The organism is Phycisphaerae bacterium, assembly GCA_017999985.1.
Lineage (GTDB): Bacteria > Planctomycetota > Phycisphaerae > UBA1845 > Fen-1342 > JAGNKU01.
This window is the reverse complement of sequence record JAGNKU010000007.1, coordinates 78,773-99,985: the sequence shown is the minus strand read 5'-3', so window position 1 is coordinate 99,985 and position 21,213 is coordinate 78,773. Positions and strand designations below refer to the sequence as shown.

Genomic DNA, 21,213 nt, shown 5'->3' with positions numbered 1-21,213 from the left:
ATGACAACGCTAAAAACCGCACCATGGTCGGCGCGCGGGCTCGCGCGGGGTCTGGGTATTGTCGCCGTGCTTGTGGCCGCGAGGGCCGGAGCCGTGCCGGTCGCGGCCCAGAACGAGTGGCCGCCGGCACCGCCGCTGGAGCCCGTCATCGCGGCCGAGGACGCGTCGGCGCTGCCGGCCTCGATCACCGCGGCGCCGACGACCAAGCCGGACGAATGGCGCTGCACGTTCCGTTTCCGCCCGGTTGCGGCGGCGCAGCGGGCGTCGGTGGTCGGCTCCTTCAACGCCTGGGACCGCGCGGTCCATCCCATGCAGGGGCCCGACGCGAACGGTGATTGGACCGCGGACGTGCTCCTCGGCACGGGCGTGTACGAATACAAGTTCCTGGTCGATGAGGACCAGTGGTTCGCCGACCCGGCCAACGTGGACCGCGTCGCGGATGGCCACGGCGGGTTCAACTCGATCCTGCGCCTGGGCCGGCTGGCACGCACGAGGGTCTCGGCCGGCAAGGTGGCCGACGGGAAGATCGACGTTATTGGCCTGGCGCATCGTCCGCCGGCGCCGCTGTACGTGCAGCCGGTCGATCTGGAGCACGTCTCGCTGCGCTATCGCACGCTGGCGCATGACGTGCAGCACGTCTGGCTCGCGGTGAAGGGCGGAGAGCTGACCGCGATGAAGGTGGCCTGCGAGGGGCCGCTGTTCTCGTACTGGGAAACGCGCGTGCCGATGCCGGCCGGAACCAGCCCGCGCGCGCCGAACGTGCGGAGCGTGGAGTACACGTTCGTGCTCGATGACGGCGCCGGGAAAGTCGGCGACCCGCACACATACCGGTACAGCTTCACCGAGGCGGGGATGTTCGCGACGCCGGCCTGGGCCCCGCACGCCATCTGGTACCAGGTGCTGATCGACCGTTTCCGCAACGGCAACCCGGCCAACGACCCGCAACCGGTCCGCCGGTGGACGAGCGAATGGTTCACACCATCGGAGTGGGAAGGCCAGGACGGGCAGACGTTCTACAAGAATTTCGTGTTCGACCGGAGCTACGGCGGCGACCTCGATGGGCTCGCGGCGCAGTTGCCGTACCTCAAGGAGCTCGGCGTCAATGCGCTTTACCTGATGCCGGTGTTCAAGGCGCCGTCCTATCACAAGTACGACGTGCAAAACTACGTCCACATTGACGACCACTTCGGCACCGTCGGCGATTACGACGCCGTCGCGGCCAAAGAGGATCTGCTTGATCCGGCGACGTGGCAGTGGACGGAGAGCGACAAGCGATTTTTGGCGTTCCTGAAGCAGGCCCACGAGCTCGGCTTCAAGGTGATTCTGGACGGCGTATTCAACCACGTCGGCGATCAGCACCCGGCGTTCATCGACGTGCGGAAAAACGGCAAGAGTTCGCGCTTCGCGGACTGGTTCGACGTGACTTCCTGGGACCCGTTCGACTACACGGGCTGGGCGGGCTTCACCCACATGCCGGTCTTCCGCAAGAGCCAGAACGGTTTCGCCAGCGACGCGGTCAAGCAACACATCTTCAACGTGACGCGCCGCTGGCTGGATCCGAACGGCGATGGCCGGCCCGACGACGGTATCGACGGCTGGCGGCTCGATGTGCCCAACGACATCCCCCGGCCGCACTGGGAGGAATGGCGGCAGTTCGTCAAGCAGATCAACCCGCAGGCCCTGATCACCGGCGAGATTTGGAACCGGGCCGATCAGTGGCTTGACGGGCAGCACTTCGACGCGGTCATGAATTACGAGTTCGCGCGCGTGGCCGTAGCCTGGGTTTTCAACCGGGCGCAGAAGATCACGGCCAGTGACGCCGCCGCCCGCCTGGCGGAGTTGCGTCTGGCCTACCCGGCGGTCGCGACCTACGCCCTGCAGAACCTGATCGACGGGCACGACACGGACCGGCTGGCCTCCATGGCGTTGAACCCCGACCGCGAGTATGACCGCCAGAATCGCGTGCAGGACAACAACCCCAAGTACGACAACTCCAAGCCTCCGCCGGAAGCCTACGCGCGGGCCCGGCTTGTCGTCCTGCTGCAGATGACGTATGTCGGCGCGCCGATGATCTACTACGGTGACGAGGTCGGCATGTGGGGCGCGGACGATCCGACGAACCGCAAACCCATGCTGTGGAAAGACCTGGAGCCTTATGACCAGCCGCAGGAAAACGCCGTCATGGACGAGCAATTGGCGTTCTACCGGCAGGCGATTGCCCTGCGCCATCAGCACCCGGCCCTGCGCAGCGGCACGTTCCGCACGCTGCTGACGGATGATCTGGCGGACGTCTGGGCGTTCGTGCGCAGCGGCGAGGGCGAGCACGTGCTGATCGTGTTGAATGCTTCGGATACGCCGCGCGCGGTGCGCGTGGCGTTGCCCGAGGACCTGCCCACGGCCTGGGCGCCCGCCTTCGGTAAGCCGGCGGCCACCGCGGTGACCGGCCGCGAGATCACGGTTCAGGTGCCGGCGATCGGCGGTGTCGCGCTGCACGCGGAGGCGAAGTAAGCCGCGGACGGAGAAACGAAGGTCGCTGATTGGCCCGCCACCTGGGGACGGGTAAGATTTCGCGCCCGGGTGTGGTAGTACGGTCGGATGCGGAGCCAAACGGGGCGCACGCATGAAAATCCTGATTACCGGCGGTGCAGGCTATAAGGGGCTGAAGCTGAGCGAGGCCCTGCTCGAACGCGGGCACGAAGTCACCGTCTTCGACAATTTCATGTACGGGATGGAGCCGGCGCTGTTCCTGTTCCGGCACTTCCCGCGCATCACTTTGGTGGCGAAGGACATTCGCAATATCGAGCCAGGCGATGTCACACCGTTTGACTGCGTTTTCCATCTCGCAGGCATCAGCGGCTACCCGGCGTGCGAGGCAAACCCGCATTCCGCGCAGATGATCAACGTGGGCGGGACGGACCGACTGGTGTCGTGCCTCGGGCGCGACCAGCGACTGATCTACGCTTCGACAACATCGATCTACGGAAAGTCCGACGAGCTGTGCACGGAGGACAGCCCGGTCCACCCGGCGAGCCTGTACGCTGTCACGAAGTACGAGGGTGAGAAGCGCTGCCTGGAGCACGCAAACTGCGTGGCCTTGCGCTTCGCGACGGTTTTCGGCGTGGCACCGCGAATGCGCTGGGACCTGATGCCGAACGACTTCGTGATGCGCGTGGTGCATGAGCGGGCGCTGGTGCTGTTCGATTCGCGCAGCATCCGCACGTTCCTGCACATCGACGACGCGATTCGCGGGTACCTGCTGGCGCTGGACCGGTTTGACGTGATGCGCGGGCAGGTCTTCAACGTCGGCACCGACCAGCTCAACCTGTCGAAGCGGCAGCTCGCCGAGCGCATCAAGGCGCACGCGGACTTCGCGATCATCGACTCCGATCTCACCGACCCCGACGTGCGCAACTTCCTCATCTGCTTCGACAAGATCACCACGCTGGACTACCAGCCGCAGCGGTCGCTGGACGAGGGCCTTCGCGAGCTGATCGCGCTCTTCCGCGTGTATCGACCGACAACGCCGTACCGGATTATCTGATGAAGCCCACGTGGTACCCGTACTACCACCGCGCGGTGCGCGACTTCTTCGAGCTGGTCGTGCCCCCGGGGCAGGACGTGCTGCTGGCGGGCTACGACGGGGACTGGGATCTCGCCGCCCTGCAGCCCCGCCGGGGGGTGTTCCTGTGCACGGACCCCCGCGTGGCGGGGCCGACGCGGTTCGAGCGCTACGGCGGCTACGATCTGCGGCCGATCACGGGGACGTTCGACTACATCATCTTGAAGAACGCGCTGGGGAGCTGCCCGGACATCGGTGCGTTCCTGTGCGAGCTCTTGCGCCTGTGCCGGCCCGAAACACGCGTGATCGTCTATTCGTACAACTACCTGTGGAGGCCGGGGCTGCGACTCGCGGAAAAACTGGCCCTCAAGCGGCGCGGCGGCTTGCAGAACTGGCTGTCGATTCGCGATCTGAACAATGTGCTGACGACAGCCGGGTTCCAGCGCACCGCCGTGGCCCGCTGGCAGATTTGTCCGTTCCGGCTGCTCGGGCTGGGGCCGCTGACGAACGCCGTCGGCAAGTTCCTGTTCTTTTTGGACTGGCTCAAGCTCAACCAGTTCCAGGTCTTCCGGCCGCTGCCGCCGGCGCCGCTGCCTGACGAGTCGGTGACCGTCTGCCTGACCTGCCGTGATGAGCGCGACAATATCGAGCCGCTCGTGCAGGCGATTCCGCAACTGACGCCGGCGCAGGAAATCCTGTTTGTCGAGGGGCATTCGACGGACGGCACGCGGGCGGAGATCGAGCGCGTGAGGCAGGTATATCCGGAAAAGAACATCCGCGTGATCGGCCAGCCCGGCAAGGGGCAGGGGGATGCGATTCGCGCAGGCTTCTCGCAGGCCCGTGGCAATATCATTATTCTGCTCGAATCGGACATGACTTCGCCGCCGGAGAATGTCCGCTACGTGTACGAGGCGCTGCGCCGGCGGCACGCGGAATTCCTGGAAGGCTCGCGCTTCATCTACCCGCTCGCGCTCAACGCGATGCCGCTGGCAAACCAACTGGGGAACGGCAGCTTCGCGTATTTCTTCTCTTGGCTGTTCGGTGGCCATCTGACGGACGTGCTGAGCGGCATCAAGGCCGTGCGGAAGGCGGATTTTGAGAAGATCCGCGCCCGGTGGAACGAGTGGGGCATTGACGACCCGTTTGGCGATTTCGAGCTGCTGTTCGGGGCGGTCCGGCTCGGCCTGCTATGCGCGGAGCAGGCGATTCACTATCGTCCGCGGCCGTATGGTCAGACGAAAACCCGCGTCTGGTACCACGGATACATTCTGGCGAAGATGGCGCTGAACGCCTTCTGGCGTTTTCGAGGCTGAGGCATGGCAAGGCAGGTGCTGCAGTTCGCGCCGTTCATCGGGGACGACGAGTACGCGGCGCTGCGCGACTGCTTCGCGCAGAACTGGATCACCGAAGGCCCGCAGAGCGCGCGCTTTCTGGAGCGGTTAAAGGCGCTGACCGGCGCGCGTCACGCCGTGCTGGCGCCCAACGGCACGCTCGCGCTGTACCTGGGCCTGCGGGCGCTGGAGATCGGCCCCGGCGACGAGGTCATCGTGCCGGACTTCACGTTCATGGGCTCGGCCACGGCCGTGGAAATGACCGGCGCGACGCCCCTGTTCTGCGACATCGACCCGCAGACACTGCAGGCCGGGCCCGAGCACTTCGCCGCCGCAGTCACGCCGGCGACGCGCGCCATCATGCCGGTGCACATTTACGGGATGACCTGCCCGATCGGGCCGCTCGTCGATTTTGCCCGGCAGCGCGGGCTGCTGGTGATCGAGGACGCCGCCCAGGCGATCGGCGTACGCTACCGCGGGCGCCACGCGGGCACTTTTGGCGACGTGGGTTGCTTCTCCTTCTTCGCGGACAAGACGATCACGACCGGCGAGGGGGGGCTGATCGTCACGGACGACGAGCGGCCCTACGCAGCGCTGCGCCTCCTGCGGAACCAGGGGCGCATGGACCGGGGCTCGTTCATCCATCCGGCGATCGGCTACAACTTCCGCATGACGGACTTGCAGGCGGCGATCGGGCTCGTGCAGCTCGCCAGGCTGGAGCAGATCGTCGCGCGGAAGCAAACGCTGCTGGAGCTGTATCGCGCGCGGCTCGCGGCAATTCCGCAGGTGCGGCTGGTGTCGGTCACGCCGGACTCGACGTACATTCCGTTTCGCATTGCCATCTACGCGGAGCGCGCGCCGGCGCTGATGACGTTCCTGGAAACGCGCGGGATTCAGACGCGGACGTTCTTCTATCCGCTGCACCGGCAGCCGGCGTTTGCGTACTTGCGCGACGACCCGGCCCGCCGGGCGCAATTCGAGGAGGCGCGCTTCCCGGGCAGCATCTACGCGTTCGAGAACGGCGTATGCCTGCCGTCGTTTCCGGCGCTGCCGGTCGACGACGTGCACTACGTCTGCGATGCGGTGCGTGACTTCTACCGGGGTTGAGCGATGTTCTATCGCTTTTATGACACGCTGTTCGCGGACAAGGATTACGCCGGTGAGATTCAGCGTGCGCTCGCGTTGGGCGGCATAGCCCAGCCGGCAAGGCGTGTACTCGAGATCGGGTCCGGTACCGGCGGGCACACGCTGGCCTGCGCTCGGTGCGGCCACCACGTCGTGGGCGTCGAAGTCGATGCCCGTATGGTGGAGCTGGCCGAGCAGAAGCGGGCAGCGCTGCCAGAGGAACTCCACGCACGAATCAGGTACTTCCATGGCCGCGTGGAGGACCTGGCCGACGAGGGCTTTGACATCGCCCTGGCGTTGTTCAACGTCGTGAACTATCTCGGCACGCTCGCAGCGCTGCAGACGTTCCTGGCGGCGATCGCCCAACGGCTGCGGCCGGGGGCGTCGTTGGTCTGCGACGCCTGGAACGGCGTGGCCGCGTTGCTCGATCCGCCGCGCGACAAGGAGACGTTGGTGGAAACCGCCACGCACACGCTGCGCACCATGGTCCATGGCAGGACCGATCCGATGGCGCTGCGCACGGTGTTGCACTACACACTGGAGGCGCAGGACAAGGCGACCGCCCGGCGCGAGCGCGGCACCCATGAACTCGTGCAAACGCTCTGGCCGGCGAAGGTGATCGCGGAGGCGGCCGAGCTGGCCGGCCTCGACATGCTCGGCGTGCATCCGCTCGGCGACACGTCCCGGGCCGCCACCGACAAAGACTGGAGAATCCTTCTGCTGGCCCGGCGGCGAGCGGAGCGCTAGCGGTGGAGACGCAGGCATGCGCAGCGCCGTGGCGCATCTGAAGGCCTGGCTCGCCGAGCCCCTCACACGCGGCCGCGACCTCGATGATCCGCGCACCACGGAGTTGCGCCGGCACGTCCTGCGCCACAAACCGTTCCTGCGGCGAATCTACGAGGAATGGTACGAGGCCATCGCCGCCAAGCTGCCGGGCGGTGACCTGCCGGTGCTCGAACTCGGCAGCGGGGCGGGCTTCATGCCCGACCGCATTCCCGGCGTGATCACCTCCGAGGTCTTTCCCTGCCCCGGCGTGGACCGCGTCGTCGATGCGCAGACGCTCGACTTTCCGCCACGCAGCCTACGGGCCATCGTCATGATTGATGTCCTGCACCACCTCCCGCGCGTCCGCACGTTCTTCGCGGCGGCCGCGCGCTGCGTCGCCCCGGGTGGAGCCGTGGTGATGATCGAGCCGTGGATCACGGCTTGGTCGCGGTTCGTCTACACGCGCCTGCACCACGAGCCATTTGCGCCCGACGCCGCCGAGTGGGAGTTCCCGCCGGCCGGTCCGCTCTCAGGCGCCAACGGCGCACTGCCGTGGATCGTCTTTTGCCGCGACCGCGCCCAATTCGAGCGCGAGTTCCCGCAATGGCGGATCCGCTCCGTGGAACCAATGATGCCGATGCGGTATCTTCTGTCCGGCGGCATGTCGCTGCGCGGCCTGACACCGCGCTGGACGTTCGGGGCGTGGCGCCGGGTCGAGCGGGCCCTGGGTGCGTGGATGGACCACCTGGCCATGTTCGCGCTGATCGCGCTGACGCGCACTGCTGCGGAGGACGTATGCCAACCGCACTGATTACGGGCATCACCGGGCAGGATGGCTCATATTTGTGCGAGCTGCTGCTGAGCAGGGGCTACGAGGTGCACGGCATCATTCGCCGCAGCAGCTCGTTCAACACCGGCCGGATCGAGCACCTGTACCAAGACGTGCACGAGGCGCCGGTGCGGGTTCGCCTGCATTATGGCGACCTGGGGGACGGGACCAGCCTGCGCCGCATCATGACGCAGGTCATGCCCGACGAGGTGTACAACCTGGGCGCCCAGTCGCACGTGCGCGTCAGCTTCGACCAACCGGAATTCACGGCGGATGTCGGTGGTCTGGGGGCCCTGCGCCTCCTGGAGTGCATCCGCGACGTGAACCCCCAGGTGCGTTTCTACCAGGCCTCCAGCAGCGAGATGTTCGGCAACGCGACCAGCGGGCCGATCCACGAGCAGACGCCGTTCGAGCCGCGCAGCCCCTACGCGGCGGCGAAGATCTTCGCCTACTACGTGACGCGTAACTACCGCGAGGCGTACGGCCTGTTCGCGGTGAACGGGATCCTGTTCAACCATGAGTCGCCACGCCGCGGCGAAACGTTCGTGACGCGCAAGGTGACGCGGGCGGCGGCGCGCATCAAGGTCGGCCTTCAGAAAGAGGTTTACCTCGGCAACCTGGAAGCCAAGCGCGACTGGGGCTTCGCCGGCGATTTCGTCGACGCGATGCACCGCATGATGCGGCACACCCAGCCCGACGACTTCGTGGTGGGCACGGGCGAGTCGCACTCCGTGCGCGAGCTGTGCGAGCAGGCGTTCGGCCGCTTGCAGCTTGACTACCACGATTTCGTCAAGACGGACCCGCGCTACTTCCGGCCGACGGAAGTCGACGTGCTGCTGGCTGACCCGCGCAAGGCGCGCCAGGTCCTCGGCTGGGAGCCCAAGGTGCGCTTCAAGGAACTCGTCCAGATGATGGTCGACGCGGACCTGGACCTCGCCGAGCGCGAGTACTACGCCCAGACGAAGGGCCGGCGCGGCGCGCCCCCCAGCGCGCCCGGGACGGGAGGGGGTTGTGAGTAGCACCGCCGCGGACGCGGCGGCGGGGAGCGTTCCCACTTCCACGCCGCAGCCGCCGCCGGACACCGGGCGCCAGGTCCGGCGCCTGGCCTGGCGGCTGTTCCTCTTCGCGCTCATCCTGCGCCTCGGTTGGGCGACCCTGGCGACGGTTACGCCGGTCAGCGATTGTCGTGGCTACCACACGATGGCGCTCAACTGGCTCAAGACGGGCGAATTCCGGCACAGTCACGGCCGCGCGTACCGCACGCCGGCGTACCCGGCGTTCCTCGCCGGGGTGTACGCGGTCTTCGGCGAGAACCTCCGGGCCGCGTGGCTGTTTCACGCGGCGTTCGGCGGCTCCTGCACCGCGCTCGTCACACTGATCGCAGGGCGGGTGGCTTCGCCGCGGACCGCCCTGATCGCGGGCCTGCTCCACGCGGTCTGGCCGACCTCGGTCATTTACGTGCCGGTACTGGTCTCCGAGAATCTCGCGACGCCGCTCTTGCTGTTGTGCGTGTTCCTCTGCGCGCGGGCGCACAGCCGTGTGGGCCGACCAGCCGTCCTCGGGTTCCTGGCGGCGGGTCTCGTCTTTGGGTTGTTGATGCTGGTGCGGCCGTCCAACCTGTTCTTTGCGCCGGGGTTGCTACTGGTGGCGCTGCGAGATTTCGAACGGCGGGCCTGGCGCTGGCCGGCACCCATGGGGCTCGTCGTCGGCATGGCGGTGGCCCTGTCGCCGTGGCTGATCCGCAACTACCGCCTGGGCTTGGGGCCGCTGACGTTCTCGACGCAGGCCGGCGTGGCTTTGTGGTGGGGCAACAACCCGTCGACGCACGACGGCGGCAGCAGTGCGGTCGACGTCTCCGAGGGCAAGGGCCTGGGCGAGGTTGCCGTGAGTCAGCTCTACTTTGAGCGCGCACTGGACTGGGTACGCGCCAAGCCCCAGCGCTACGCGGAGCTATGCGGGATCCGCCTGCTGCGTTTCTTCGGCAAGTCCGTGGACGATTTCGCCAACCGCTACTGGTGGCCGACGCCCGACATCGACGCCGCCATGCTGCAATGGGACCGGCACCACCAGGGCAGGCCGGCGCAGCGCCAGCATGCACAGTCCGTCATCGACTGGAACTGGCGCACGGAAGAGCGGTTGCGCCGGGCCGTGGCACCAGTGGTCCTCTTGGCGTTCATCGGGGCTCTCGTGCGCTACCGCCGGTTCGGCCTCGTCACGCTGCCGGTGTGCTCGTATTGCGCGGGCCTGTGCCTGACGGCGTTCGTCGAGCGGTATCGGGTCGTCTCGGACCCGCTGCTGCTGATCTGTCTCGGGGCGCTGCTGGCGGACATCATGTTCGGAACACGCGAGCTCGGCGGCGGGCGCAACAGCCGCTACATAAAAGGCGCACTTGCGGTGGCCGTCATGGTAGCCGGAGTCTATGTTGACAAGGCCCGGATCGATCGCGGCTGGTACGCACGCGCCCCGCTGCCGCCGGCCACCAGCGGGCCGGCGTCCGCTCCGACGCCCGCCCCCGCGACGCCGCCGTAGCACGGCCGGCCATTGGTCACGGCGTCGCTCCCGGCTATCATCCGCCCCATGTCCGCACAGCGCAGCGTCGTCTCGCACGCCAAACTCATCGCGATCTGCACGCTGATCTCACGCATCACCGGGCTGGTGCGCGACATCCTGCTCGCGCAGGCGTTCGGCCTGGGCTGGGTGCAGGACGCCTTCGCCTACGCGTTCCAGTTTCCGAACCTCTTCCGCCGGCTGCTGGGCGAAGGAGCCATGGCGCCGGTCTTTGTCCCGACGTTCACGCGGACGCTCGAAAACGAAGGCCGGGAAGCCGCTTGGAAACTGTTGGCCCGCACGCTGGCCCTGATGACCGTCACGCTCGTGCTCGTCATCATGGCGATCGCGCTGATCATCGCTGCCATCTGGTGGCTGGCACCGCTCGATGCCGAGCACGCCGCTGCCCGCCAGTTGCTGCTGTCACTGACTGTCCTGATGCTGCCGTTCATGCTGACCATCTGCGTCGTGGCCCTGCTGTCGAGCCTGCTGAACTGCATCGGCAGCTTCGTACCGGCGGCGTTGACCTCCATCGTGCTCAATGTCGGCATGATCACCGCCATCGCGTGGCTGGGCCCCATGCTCTATCCCGCGCAGCCCACGCGCCAGGTCTACGTCGTGGCGCTGGCCGTGGTGGTCTCCGGCGTCCTGCAGATTATTTTCCTGGTGCCGGCGTTGCGCGCAAACGGCGTGCGGCTCAGGTGGGATCTGACATGGCGCGATTCGACGGTGCAGCACATGCTCCGCCTGCTCGTGCCGGTCGCGCTGGGGCAGGGCGTGCTGGCCTTCGGCGTCTTCCTGGATGCCCAGGTCTGCACGATGCTCACGCACGTCGCAGGGACCCCGCACACCGCCACGGTGCTGGGCTGGACGTTCACCTACCCCCTGACCGAAGGCGCCCTCTCTGCCATCACCTACGCCCAGCGCCTGTACCAGTTCCCGCTCGGCGTGCTCGTGATTTCGCTCGCCACGGCGGCACTGCCCGCGTTCAGTCGGCTCGCAGCGCGCCAGGAATGGCCCGCGTGGGTCGCCGAGGTACGACAGTCGCTAAGGCTGGCTGTCTTCGAAGGCGTGCTCGCGGGTGTCATGATGATCGTGATCCCGCAGGCGCTGACCCGGCTGCTCTTCGAGCGCGGCCACTTCACGCCGGAAGACACGGTGCGGACAAGCTACGTGGTCGCGTGCTATGGCTTCGGGCTGTGGGCCTTCTGCGCCCAGCACATCGTCCTGCGCGCGTTCTACAGCGTAGGCGATGTACGCACGCCGCTGACCATCAGCGCAGTTCTGCTCCCAGTCAACGTGGCGCTGAATGTCAGCCTGATCTGGTTCGACGCCATCCGCGAGGCCGCGTTTGCCGTCAGCTCCGTGACGACCTCGTCGCTTTCGATCGTGATCGGGCTGGTTCTGCTCCAGCGGCGGATCGGTGTGGCGCTGCTGGATCGCGCCACGATTCTGGCGCTGCTCTGGATCGTGCTGGCAGGCGTGGTGACCGGCGTGCTGGTCGCGGCCGTGCAGCCGGGTTGGGGCGCGCTGACGGCGCACGTGCCCAGTCGGCTGGCGGCCCGGGCCGCCGAGACACTGGGCTTGCTCATGATCGGCACGGGGGTGTACGTTGGGGCCGCGTGGCTGATGCGGCTGCACGAAATCGCCTTGCTCTGGCCACGACGGTGGCGGCGAAGCGCGGCACCCCCGGCGTGAGTTAGGTCAATCGCCGCCCATCGAGCGGATGCGCTGGGCCGTGTCGCAGATCCGCGTCACCCGCAGGCCGAAATTCTCGCCGACCTTCACGCACTGGCCCTGCCCGATCAGCCGGTTGTTGATCAGCAGGTCGAGCGGGTCTTCCACCGACTTCTCGAACTCGATGATCGCACCCACCGACAAGTCGCGCACGTTCGAGATCGGCATGGGGCGGGAGGCGAGCTGAACGATCACCGGCACGCGCAGCCGCAGCAGCCGGCGCACGTTGGGATCGGTCGGCATCTTGAAGGTGCACGGGGTCGGCGCGGGTGGGGGCGCCGGTGGAGCCGGCGCCATCGTCGTCGTATCCGCGGCCTCCGCCGCCAGTCCGCTGGCTTCCTCCAGCAACGAGTCGATTTCCGACTGGTCAATGATCATGTCGCACGCCGGGTCGGGCCGCCGCGCGCCGGGCGACTCAGGTGCCCGCGGCGCGTCCGACTCATACCGTCACCATCGGACTGATTCCCGCGCGAGCTAAGATTCAGGGACCGTCGAGGCTGCACACGGGGTTCCAGCGCTGGTGCCAAAGCTCCAGCATCAGCAGCGCCCAGAGCCGATGCTCGTGGTTGGCACGTCCGGAAATGTGTGCATTCACGAGTTCAGCGAGCCATGGCGGGCGAAAGACGCGGGCGAGCAAGCTGTCGGCCGCGAGCAGTCGCTCACGCACAAGGTCCTGTAACTCGGTGCGAAACCACGCTCCGACCGGCACGCCAAAACCCATTTTAGGCCGGTTGAGGAGTTCGGCGGGCAGCAGGTCGCGCGCCCAGTCCTTGAGGATGCGTTTCCCACCCGCAGCGCCGAGCCGCCATCTCAGCGGCAGGCTGCGCGCGAACGCGACGAGCTCATGGTCAAGGAACGGCACGCGGCACTCCAGGCTGCACGCCATCGACGCGCTGTCGACTTTCGTGAGCAGGTCATACGGGAGGTAGCTGGCAAAGTCGGCGTGGATCGCCCGCTCCGGCGCCGGACCCGTTCCGGAGCCGTACAACTCACGGAACCACCGGCTCGGCTCATCGAAGTCCAGCGCCGCGCGGAACTCCGGGCGATAGCCGGCCGCCAGCAGCGCCGGCGGAAACACGTTGACCCAGGCCAGGTAGCGCTGCGCGGGCGACTCGGCCAGCGCGGCCGCGAAGCGGTACAGGCGATTGCTGAGCGTGCGCGGCTGGCTGTGGGGCAGGGCAGTTCCGGCGCCGGCCAGCGCGCGGCGCATGCCGACCGGGATCCAGTCCAGCCGGGCGGCGAGCTGCGCGGCGCGATAGCGATCATAGCCCGCAAAGCACTCGTCGCCGGCATCGCCGGTCAGGGCGACCGTCACGGATTGACGCGTCCAGCGTGACACGTAGTAAGTCGGAATCGCGGACGAATCGGCGAACGGCTCGTCGTAGTGCCAGGCGAGCGTGTCGAGAATTTCGCGTGCCTGCGGCGTCACGACATGCTCGTGATGCTCGGTCTGAAAGCGCTCGGCGACCAGCCGCGCGTACGCCGTCTCGTCATAGCGCGCGTCAGCGAAACCGATCGTGAATGTCCGCAAGGGCGAAACGCCGAGCTTTCGCATCAGCGCGACGACGATGGACGAGTCAATACCGCCGGAGAGAAACGCGCCGAGCGGCACATCCGCGATGAGTCGCCGCTCGACGGCGGCGGTCAGCAGTTCGCCGAGCCGCACGCGGGCGTCGGCGTATGTGCCGGTGAAGGGTTCCGCGGGGACCTGCCAGTAGCACTGCGGCCGGGAGACGGCGGGTTGTGCCGCCGGGAGATCAAGGAAATGTGCCGGCGGCAGCTTGCGGAAGCCGCGATAGATCGAGTGCGGCGCGGGCACATACTGAAAGACCAGGTAGCGGTGCAGCGACTGCGGATCGAGTTCGCGCGGCAGGCCCGGCAGCGCCAGGATCGCCTTCGCCTCGCTCGCGAAGTACAGGCAGTCGTCATGGATGGCATAGGTCAGTGGTTTCTTGCCGAAGCGGTCGCGGGCCAACAGCAGCCGCCCCCGGGCCTCATCCCAAATGGCAATCGCGAACATGCCGGCGAGTCGGTTGAAGCACGCTTCGCCGACTTGCTCGTAGAGGTGGGCGATGACCTCGCTGTCGGCCCGCGTGGCGAAGCGGTGTCCCTGGGCTTCGAGTTCCGCCCGCAGCGCGCGGAAGTTGTAGATCTCGCCATTGAGCATGACCTGGACGGTGCCAGCTTCATTCGTGATTGGCTGATGTCCGCCGGCGAGATCGATGATTGAAAGCCGGCGAAACGCGAATCCGCAGCGGCCCTGCGGGTCGAGGTACTGCCCGTCGTCGTCGGGTCCGCGGTGCACAAGCTGCGCGGCCATCGTCGCCAGCGCTGCGGGCGCGACGCGCTTGTCGGGAGTCAGGCTCAGGATGCCGGCTATGCCGCACACGCCGGGATTATCTACCGCGCAGGCCCGCGAACCAAGGGCCGTGAATCAGGCGCTTGTCAGCAGATGGATGCCCGGAATGGTCACTTCGAGGAATCTTGCGGTGCGATCCGCCGGTTGCCAAGGCATGCGCAGCCCGTCCAGCGTAGCCCCGACCAGCTCGATTGGGTCCGCCTGGATCTGCCCGACGCCTTGTTGTCAAGCGCGGACCAGGTGCTCCGCCTGCTCGGCGCCCCGGCCAATGATGCGGGTGGCGGTGGCGTCCAGTGCCACGCGATCGGGACTCGCCAGCACCGTCCATGACCCGAGTCGGTCTCGGACATTCATTGACGAGCCCTGCCAGCAGGCCCGCCTCCCCGCTCAGGCGCAGGACTTCCCGTCGGGTGAGACGCGGCATCGGTGATCCTGCGGCTGCTGGGTGGACGCGTGCCTGACTTGCTTGCTCTCAATCCCGGCGTATCGGCCCCGTCGAGTCCGTCGGGTGTCCACTCGCTTGCCGACACGCGATTGACACGTTTACCATACGCTTTGTGGAACGTGCCCTGGATTCGCTTGGGGCGCGTGGGAGCGGGGCGCGCTGCGCCGAGCGGGGACCAGATGACCGCGGTGCGGGCTATCGTGAATTGGCTTGCCCGTTCGCCGGTCTGGGGGTTTGTTCTCATTTTCCTGCTGGCGTTTGCAGTGCGCGCGTACCTGCTGACGTTGGTCCCGTTGGAGCGCTACCCCGAGCGGTTCTCTGAGTTGGGAGCTGTGGCCCGCTCGCTCGTCGAGCGCGGGCAGTACGCCGATCCCTACGTGCTGCCGACCGGGCCAACTGCGCATCCGCTGCCGATCTACACTGGCCTGATCGCGCTGCTCTATCGCCTCTGCGGCCTCACCCTGACGGCCGAGTACGTGCGCTGCGTCATCATCATCCTGGGGTACTCGGTCAGTTACGCCATGCTGCCCTGGGTGGCGGCCCGCATGGGTGTCGGGGCTCCCGCCGGTGTCGTCAGCGGCTTGGTCGGCGCGGTGATTCCCCGGCGCTGGATGGGGGAGGTCCACTGCGCTTGGGACGAGCAATACGCGGCGATCTGGCTTGCGTTGTTGCTGGTTGCGGTGATTCGGCGGTGGAAGCGGCCGCATAGCTCGGCGATGAGTTCGCTGCTCCTGGGAATTGCCTGGGGCGCGTCGTTCCATGTGTCGCCGCCGTTCGTGATCGTGCTGGCGGGTTGCCTCGTGTTCGAGCTGTGGTGGCGCCGCGACCCGCAGAAGTGGCGCGGCGCGGCGGTCATGGTGGTGGGAGTCGTCCTGAGCTGTGTCCCCTGGGCCTGGCGGAACTACGTCGCATTCCACGACTTCTTCTTTATCCGCAGCAACTTCGGGCTCGAACTACGGATGGGCAACCACCCGGGCGCGGCGGCCGACATCGAAGTCCTGGATGCGCGAGAGGGTGCGCGCATGCGCCACCCGGGCTGCAACCGGGACGAAGCGCGACGGTTGGCGGAAATCGGGGAGATGGAGTACATGCGGCAGGCGCGCGGCGCGGCGCTGGATTGGATGTGGCGCAATCCACGCGAGTTTCTCACGCTGACCGCCGCGCGTTTCGTTCACTTCTGGTGCGGATCGCTGCACAAACCGTGGAATGTGGCGGCCGTATCGGTGTTGACTCTCCTCGCGGCGCTGGGGGCACGGCGGGCACTGCCACGGATGACCGTTCCGCAGCGTGCTGCGCTGTTGATCCCCCTCGCGACCTTCCCCCTCATTTACTACCTCGTTACCTACATGTCGCGGTATCGCGTGCCAATCGACTGGATCCTGCTCATTCTCGCGGGCGCCGAGTTGTGGCACTGGATCGCAGCCGGGTCCCGTCAGTCGACTTCAGGTTCGCCGCGCTGACCCGCCGGGGCGATCCGTGCGGCGGCTGACATTCAGGGCAGATGTGCGTGCCGCGCTGGGCAACACGCAGGGCGACGATCGGTGTACCGCACTGCCGGCAGGGTTCGCCCGTGCGGCCGTACACCGCCAGGCGCCGTTGCATCCACCCATCCGGGTAGATCCAGTCAATCGACGTGCCATGATTGCGGACGGCCAGGCGCAGGACAGCGCGAATGGCACTGTGCAATCGCCGCACGTCGCCCGGCGTGAGCTGATCCGCGCGCGTCAGGGGATGCAGGCCGGCGCGAAACAGGGCTTCATCCGTGTAGATATTGCCCAGGCCGGCGATGACCGCCTGATCGAGCAGCAGCGGCTTGAGCTGTCGCCGCCGGCCCTGCAACAGCTCGCCCAGCCGCCCCGGCGTGAACCCGCGCCCCAGTGGCTCCGGGCCCAGGTCGGCCGTGGCAGCGGCGAGGTCCCGCGTGTGGACGATCCGCCCGAACTTGCGCGCGTCGCAGAACAGCAGCCGGTGACCGTCATCCAGGTCCCAGGTGGCGCGGATGTGTTGCGGCGGCCAGCGCTGCTCGGCGGCCCACGCGAATCGGCCGCTCATGCGCAGGTGGACCAGGAGGTGGCTGCCGTCGCCGAGACCGAAGACGATCCACTTCGCCCGCCGCGTCAACCGCACGATGGTCTGACCGACGAGCGCACAGCGCACGTCCTTTGCGCTAGGCTTGCAGTTCTTCGCCCAGCGGGTCGCGAACGCGCGGATTCGCCGCCCCTCGAGGCGCGGACGATACATGCGTACGATGGTTTCGACCTCGGGCAGCTCGGGCATCGGGTCATTTTATGCCACCGCCGGCCCGCCGGCGACGGGGCCACACCCCGGTCCGACCGCCGCTGACTTGACGATGCGCCGGCGGATCGCGTATACGCAGGCATCCGCAATCGGTCACCAGAACAAGGACGACATCGATGCTGCCTGTACGCACCCCCGCCTGCCGTGGAACGTTCCGAGGCTGTGTCACCGGCTTCAGCCTCTGCCTGGCGCTGGCGGCCGGCTGCGAACGCAGCCAGCCGCCGACGCCCCGCGCGGTGCCTGCCACAACGCCGCCGCCGGCCGGCACCGCACCGGCCACCGCCGCGCCGACCGTAATCCTCGGCCGCCCGACCGGCACGTTCATCGATCGCGAAGACCTGCTCGACCTCCGGCTGGTCTGCTACAACGTCGGCTGGAACAGCATCTTTCCCGACGTGTCCGCGAATGCGGCTGCCAAGTTCGCCCGGCTGATGCCGGCCCTGAACCCCGACATCCTCGCCCTGCAGGAGGTCGGCCTGCATCCGCAGGACCGCGACAAGTCCGACGCGCGCAAGTGGACGGCGGACCACGTGGTCAAGCTCATGAATCAGATCGCGCCGCTGCCGAAGGGCGCGACCTGGCATGGCTGGCAGGGCAGCGACTGCGTTACCGTCAGCAAATACCCGCTGAAAATGACCGCCGACGCCCTCGATCCGCCCGGCGAGCGCAAGCTGGCCCTCGCGCTCGTCGATCTGCCGGACGAGGACTTCAACGTGGATCTGTACATCCTCAACAACCACTTCAAGTGCTGCGACGCGGAGAAGAACGACCCGCTGCGGCAGCAGCAGGCCGACGCGCTCGCGGCCTGGCTCCGCGACGCCCGCACGCCGGGCGGCAAGCTTGACCTGCCGAAGGCGACGGCGCTCGTGATCGTTGGCGACCTCAATATCGTCGGCAGCGTGCAGCCGATCGAGACGCTGCTGAGCGGCGATATCCAGGATGAAACGAAGTACGGCCCCGATTTCGCGCCCGACTGGGATGACACGCCGCTCACTGACGCCCGCCCGCTGCACAATGTGACTGGCACGGACGACTGGACCTGGCGGAACGACAACGACCAGTGGGCGCCCGGCCGGCTGGACTACGTCATCTACTCGGACAGCGTGATGGACGTTGTGAAGAAGTTCGCCCTCGACACCTCGACCATGACCGAGGAGGACCTGCGGGCGACCGGCCTCCAGAAGTTCGACGTCACGGCGGACGACGTGGGGAAGGAGTATGACCATCTCCCACTGGTGGTCGATTTCCGTGTGACCACGCGCGTCCTCGACGAGCCCGGCGAATGATTCAGCAGCTCAGCATCCGGACGCACGGCCAGGGGCTCTTCGAGATCACGGCCGATGTGGCCGCGGTCGTCGGGGCGGCCGGCGTGCGCGAGGGGCTGTGCACGCTGCTCATTCAGCACACTTCGGCGAGCCTGACGATCCAGGAAAACGCCGATCCATCAGCGCGGCACGATCTGGAGCAGTGGCTAAGCCGGCTGGTGCCGGAGGATGAGTCGCTCTACACGCACGCGACCGAAGGCGTGGATGACATGCCGGCGCATATCAAGGCGGCGCTGACGGCAACAAGCCTGTCCATCCCCATTGTCAACGGCCGGCTGGGGCTGGGCACATGGCAAGGCATCTATGTGTGGGAGCATCGCCATCGCGGCGGCACACGCCACGTGCTGATACACGTCGGCGCGTGAGGCCGCCATCAGAACTCTCCTCCCTCCCAGGGAGGGGGGAGGGGGTTCGCTACTCCACGTCCAGCGACAGCAGGTAGCTCTCCAGCGCCTTGCGCTTCTGCTCTTCCTGGTCGCGCTTGTTCGAGATCTCCTGGCGCGAGGCGACGATCCGCGCGTCCACCTCGTCGAAGGACTTGAGCTGCCGCTGGTACGCGTCCGTGCTCTTGTCGAGCGTCTTCAAATTCTCGCGAATGCGGGCCTGCTCCGCGACCGCCTCTTCCTGTTGCTTCTCGAGCCGCCCCCGCTGCCGGGCAACCTCGTCCAGCTCGGTTCGCAGGGCGATGACCTTCTCCAGCGCCTCCTTCACCTTGGGTGAGATCACCTGCGCCCGCAGGTAGATGCGGATATCATCCAGCCCCACGTTCGTCAGCGCGATCTGCTGATCGGCGACACGCTCCAGCACGACGTTCTGCGACACGGTCTTCTGCGCCGGTACCGCCACCTTGAACCGCAGCAGGTTCTGTGCCCGCTCATACGGTTCCTTTGGCTCGATCAGCTTCCAGTCCTCGGTGTACGCCTGCTCCAGCACGAGCGTGCGGTCCTTGTCCGCCTTGTTCTTGATCTCGTACTCGCGGCTGTCGACGAACTTCCGCCGTTGCCAGAGCACGCCCTTCGCGATCTTCAGGCTGACCAGCTCGTCCGGCTGCGGCTTCTGCTTCGTCAGAATCTCGGTCGAAAGGTCCAGCGCGTACGCCACCAGGCGCTTCTCGTCCGGCTTCAAGTCCGGCAGTTTCGCATCGCCAGCGTAGAGGTTCGCGTCGAAGACCGTCACCGGCCCCTGCATGAGGTTCAGCCCGGTCGTGTTCTTCAGTTCCAGGCCGTTCAGCGGGTACTTCGGGTGCGTCGCCGGATTGAAGATGCTGACCTTCGTCGCGTCGATCGCCTGGTTGACGATCGGCAACATGGCGGAGTGCTGGCGCGGAATGGAGACCGGCGCATCGATGTGGTACGCGAACAGCTCGCCCGCCTCCAGCGCCGTCGCGACGGACGCTACGCCGGCGTTGTCCAGTGCGATGCCGGCGTGACGCTCCGCGCCGGCAACGTAGCCGAGACTTTCCAGCGCTGGGGTCGGCTCCGCCGGCGAAGCCGCCGCAGCCGGCGCGCGCCCGCGGCTCGGGCGGGCCATCTTCATCCGCCCGCCCGCTACGAATTCCTGCTCGGCGGCGTCCTCGGCGGGCTTCCCGGCGAACCCCCCGGCGTACTCCGGCGGACGCAGCGACGCGTAGAGCTGCAACGTCTCCAGGGGCCGCGGCACATACAGCGGCGTGTACAAATCCATCCGGAACGAGATCGGCCGGCCCGAAACCAGCGACAGCCGGACGTTGCTCCAGTCTTCCTCGGTCGCGTTCTCGACCGTGGCCCAGCCTTGCACGAACGGCTTCTTGTCCTTCTCGTCGGACAGCACGAGCCGGTAGCTCGTTTTCCAGATTGGTGCTTCGAGTAGGTACGCGGCGCGGACTTGGCGGTCGCCCTGGCCGTCAAAGCTGATGACGACGCTCTTCTTGTCGGCGTCGTGGCCGGTGGCGAGCGTCGCGAGAGCTTTGCGCAGCTCGCCGTCCACCTTCTCACTCGTCAGCTTCAAGCCCTGAATCTGCGCCAGTTCGATCTGCTGGAGGCCGGTCTCGGTGAGCACGGTGAGGCGTTCGATCTCCTGGAGCGTCCTGCCGTCCGGGCCGAGCACGGGTGCCTTTTCGACGCCGACGATGATCCCCTTGATGGCTCGCGGACCGGCGAGTTCGACCGGCTCGCCGCGAAGCTGATCGAGAAGCTGGCCGAGCGTCGGCTTGCCGGTCAGGTCGACGCCGAAGCTGCGTAACGTCTTCTCGATCGGGTCCTGCGAGGCGTAGCTGATGGCGCCGATCTTTCCGCCGCTGAAATCCTGCACGACCATCGACTTGATGATGTCATTGATCTGGTCGGTGCGGAACTTCAGCTCGGCCTGGGCGCTGCCCTTGACCATCGTGTCGCATTCGAAGTAGCCGACGCCGCTGGAGAACAGGGCGACCCGCGTGACGGGCAGATCGACCTTGTCGGCGGCGGCGAGGGGCAGGGCGGGGGGCAGCAGCACGCTGAGAAACACTGGCGCAATCCGGTTCATCGCGAGCCTCCTGGTTGCAGGGAACGCGCCCGGCCACCGCCGGCACGTCAGCCCGATAGTTGTAGGATATCTGACGCTCAAGGTTGCGGATAGTTCCCGGAAGTGAGTCACGAAGCTGCGCAGCCACGCAGGGTAAGGCACTGAGGCACGTAGCCACGGAGGCGAAGGCGCGGAGCCGCGGAAGGGGTTTCAGAGCCTGAAGCGCCCGCCATGGCCCCACCAGCGCGCCACACGATGCCAACGCGCGCGAAGACTCACTGGGCCCAGCAGGACTCGAACCTGCGACGAACGGATTATGAGTCCGCTGCTCTAACCAACTGAGCTATGGGCCCGCACTGGCCGGTTGCCGGGGTTCCGGCGCGCCCGCCGCCATGCGCACCCTATTATGACC

16 protein-coding genes and 1 tRNA gene are annotated in these 21,213 nt (G+C 67.1%); 12 read left to right on the top strand and 5 right to left on the bottom strand.

The window, feature by feature from the left end; genetic code table 11:
- The 9 genes from KA383_10950 (at position 1) to murJ (ending at position 11,854) form a co-directional block, all read left to right on the top strand.
- Positions 1-2,508: a DUF3459 domain-containing protein gene (locus KA383_10950; GenBank protein MBP7746641.1), complete on the top strand. Its 2,508-nt coding sequence runs from the start codon at positions 1-3 to the stop codon at positions 2,506-2,508.
- Between the two features lie 112 nt (positions 2,509-2,620).
- A complete protein-coding gene (locus KA383_10945) occupies positions 2,621-3,541 on the top strand; it encodes an SDR family oxidoreductase (GenBank protein MBP7746640.1) in 921 nt (306 codons plus the stop codon).
- Positions 3,541-4,872 (top strand): glycosyltransferase, encoded by a 1,332-nt coding sequence (locus tag KA383_10940; protein MBP7746639.1) that lies wholly within the window; start codon positions 3,541-3,543, stop codon positions 4,870-4,872. Before KA383_10945 ends, KA383_10940 begins: the two co-directional genes overlap by 1 nt.
- 3 nt (positions 4,873-4,875) lie before the next feature.
- Positions 4,876-5,997: a DegT/DnrJ/EryC1/StrS family aminotransferase gene (locus tag KA383_10935; protein MBP7746638.1), complete on the top strand. Its 1,122-nt coding sequence runs from the start codon at positions 4,876-4,878 to the stop codon at positions 5,995-5,997.
- Between the two features lie 3 nt (positions 5,998-6,000).
- Positions 6,001-6,762 (top strand): class I SAM-dependent methyltransferase, encoded by a 762-nt coding sequence (locus tag KA383_10930; GenBank protein ID MBP7746637.1) that lies wholly within the window; start codon positions 6,001-6,003, stop codon positions 6,760-6,762.
- A gap of 16 nt (positions 6,763-6,778) precedes the next feature.
- Positions 6,779-7,591, top strand: coding sequence for a methyltransferase domain-containing protein (locus tag KA383_10925; GenBank protein MBP7746636.1), 813 nt, complete (start codon positions 6,779-6,781; stop codon positions 7,589-7,591).
- On the top strand, positions 7,576-8,628 hold the full coding sequence (gene gmd, locus KA383_10920; GenBank protein MBP7746635.1) for a GDP-mannose 4,6-dehydratase: 1,053 nt from the start codon (positions 7,576-7,578) through the stop codon (positions 8,626-8,628). Before KA383_10925 ends, gmd begins: the two co-directional genes overlap by 16 nt.
- A complete protein-coding gene (locus KA383_10915) occupies positions 8,621-10,138 on the top strand; it encodes a glycosyltransferase family 39 protein (protein MBP7746634.1) in 1,518 nt (505 codons plus the stop codon). The genes gmd and KA383_10915 overlap by 8 nt, the downstream gene beginning before the upstream one ends.
- Positions 10,139-10,186: 48 nt before the next feature.
- Positions 10,187-11,854 (top strand): murein biosynthesis integral membrane protein MurJ, encoded by a 1,668-nt coding sequence (gene murJ, locus KA383_10910; GenBank protein ID MBP7746633.1) that lies wholly within the window; start codon positions 10,187-10,189, stop codon positions 11,852-11,854.
- Between the two features lie 6 nt (positions 11,855-11,860).
- Here murJ and KA383_10905 read toward each other — a convergent pair whose 3' ends face one another.
- Positions 11,861-12,271 (bottom strand): FliM/FliN family flagellar motor switch protein, encoded by a 411-nt coding sequence (locus tag KA383_10905; protein MBP7746632.1) that lies wholly within the window; start codon positions 12,269-12,271, stop codon positions 11,861-11,863.
- A 103-nt stretch (positions 12,272-12,374) separates the two neighbouring features.
- Positions 12,375-14,282 (bottom strand): asparagine synthase (glutamine-hydrolyzing), encoded by a 1,908-nt coding sequence (asnB, locus tag KA383_10900; GenBank protein ID MBP7746631.1) that lies wholly within the window; start codon positions 14,280-14,282, stop codon positions 12,375-12,377.
- Between the two features lie 615 nt (positions 14,283-14,897).
- On the opposite strand from asnB, the gene KA383_10895 reads away from it, so the two are divergent.
- On the top strand, positions 14,898-16,157 hold the full coding sequence (locus KA383_10895) for a hypothetical protein (GenBank protein MBP7746630.1): 1,260 nt from the start codon (positions 14,898-14,900) through the stop codon (positions 16,155-16,157).
- Here the strand turns inward: KA383_10895 and mutM are convergent.
- Positions 16,081-16,974 carry a DNA-formamidopyrimidine glycosylase gene (gene mutM, locus KA383_10890; protein ID MBP7746629.1) on the bottom strand — a complete coding sequence of 298 codons (894 nt, stop codon included), beginning with the start codon at positions 16,972-16,974 and terminating at the stop codon, positions 16,081-16,083. The genes KA383_10895 and mutM overlap by 77 nt on opposite strands.
- Positions 16,975-17,111: 137 nt before the next feature.
- Here mutM and KA383_10885 point away from each other — a divergent pair, with 137 nt between their 5' ends.
- Both KA383_10885 and KA383_10880 read left to right on the top strand, forming a co-directional pair.
- Positions 17,112-18,281: an endonuclease/exonuclease/phosphatase family protein gene (locus tag KA383_10885; GenBank protein ID MBP7746628.1), complete on the top strand. Its 1,170-nt coding sequence runs from the start codon at positions 17,112-17,114 to the stop codon at positions 18,279-18,281.
- Positions 18,278-18,685 (top strand): secondary thiamine-phosphate synthase enzyme YjbQ, encoded by a 408-nt coding sequence (locus KA383_10880; GenBank protein MBP7746627.1) that lies wholly within the window; start codon positions 18,278-18,280, stop codon positions 18,683-18,685. Before KA383_10885 ends, KA383_10880 begins: the two co-directional genes overlap by 4 nt.
- 49 nt (positions 18,686-18,734) lie before the next feature.
- Here the strand turns inward: KA383_10880 and KA383_10875 are convergent, their stop codons facing one another.
- Entirely contained in the window at positions 18,735-20,822 is a 2,088-nt protein-coding gene (locus tag KA383_10875) for a DUF4139 domain-containing protein (GenBank protein MBP7746626.1), read from the bottom strand.
- A 258-nt stretch (positions 20,823-21,080) separates the two neighbouring features.
- Positions 21,081-21,154 (bottom strand) — tRNA-Ile (locus KA383_10870).
- Positions 21,155-21,213 lie beyond the last annotated feature (59 nt).

Bases quoted from the DNA above. Each gene is read 5' to 3' on its own strand.
- KA383_10925 (MBP7746636.1), top strand. From the start codon at position 6,779: ATGCGCAGCGCCGTGGCGCATCTGAAGGCCTGGCTCGCCGAGCCCCTC.
- KA383_10880 (MBP7746627.1), top strand. From the start codon at position 18,278: ATGATTCAGCAGCTCAGCATCCGGACGCACGGCCAGGGGCTCTTCGAG.
- KA383_10875 (MBP7746626.1), bottom strand. From the start codon at position 20,822: ATGAACCGGATTGCGCCAGTGTTTCTCAGCGTGCTGCTGCCCCCCGCC.
- KA383_10905 (MBP7746632.1), bottom strand. From the start codon at position 12,271: ATGATCATTGACCAGTCGGAAATCGACTCGTTGCTGGAGGAAGCCAGC.
- KA383_10940 (MBP7746639.1), top strand. From the start codon at position 3,541: ATGAAGCCCACGTGGTACCCGTACTACCACCGCGCGGTGCGCGACTTC.
- KA383_10945 (MBP7746640.1), top strand. From the start codon at position 2,621: ATGAAAATCCTGATTACCGGCGGTGCAGGCTATAAGGGGCTGAAGCTG.
- gmd (MBP7746635.1), top strand. From the start codon at position 7,576: ATGCCAACCGCACTGATTACGGGCATCACCGGGCAGGATGGCTCATAT.
- KA383_10930 (MBP7746637.1), top strand. From the start codon at position 6,001: ATGTTCTATCGCTTTTATGACACGCTGTTCGCGGACAAGGATTACGCC.
- KA383_10935 (MBP7746638.1), top strand. From the start codon at position 4,876: ATGGCAAGGCAGGTGCTGCAGTTCGCGCCGTTCATCGGGGACGACGAG.
- KA383_10885 (MBP7746628.1), top strand. From the start codon at position 17,112: ATGCTGCCTGTACGCACCCCCGCCTGCCGTGGAACGTTCCGAGGCTGT.
- KA383_10950 (MBP7746641.1), top strand. From the start codon at position 1: ATGACAACGCTAAAAACCGCACCATGGTCGGCGCGCGGGCTCGCGCGG.
- murJ (MBP7746633.1), top strand. From the start codon at position 10,187: ATGTCCGCACAGCGCAGCGTCGTCTCGCACGCCAAACTCATCGCGATC.
- mutM (MBP7746629.1), bottom strand. From the start codon at position 16,974: ATGCCCGAGCTGCCCGAGGTCGAAACCATCGTACGCATGTATCGTCCG.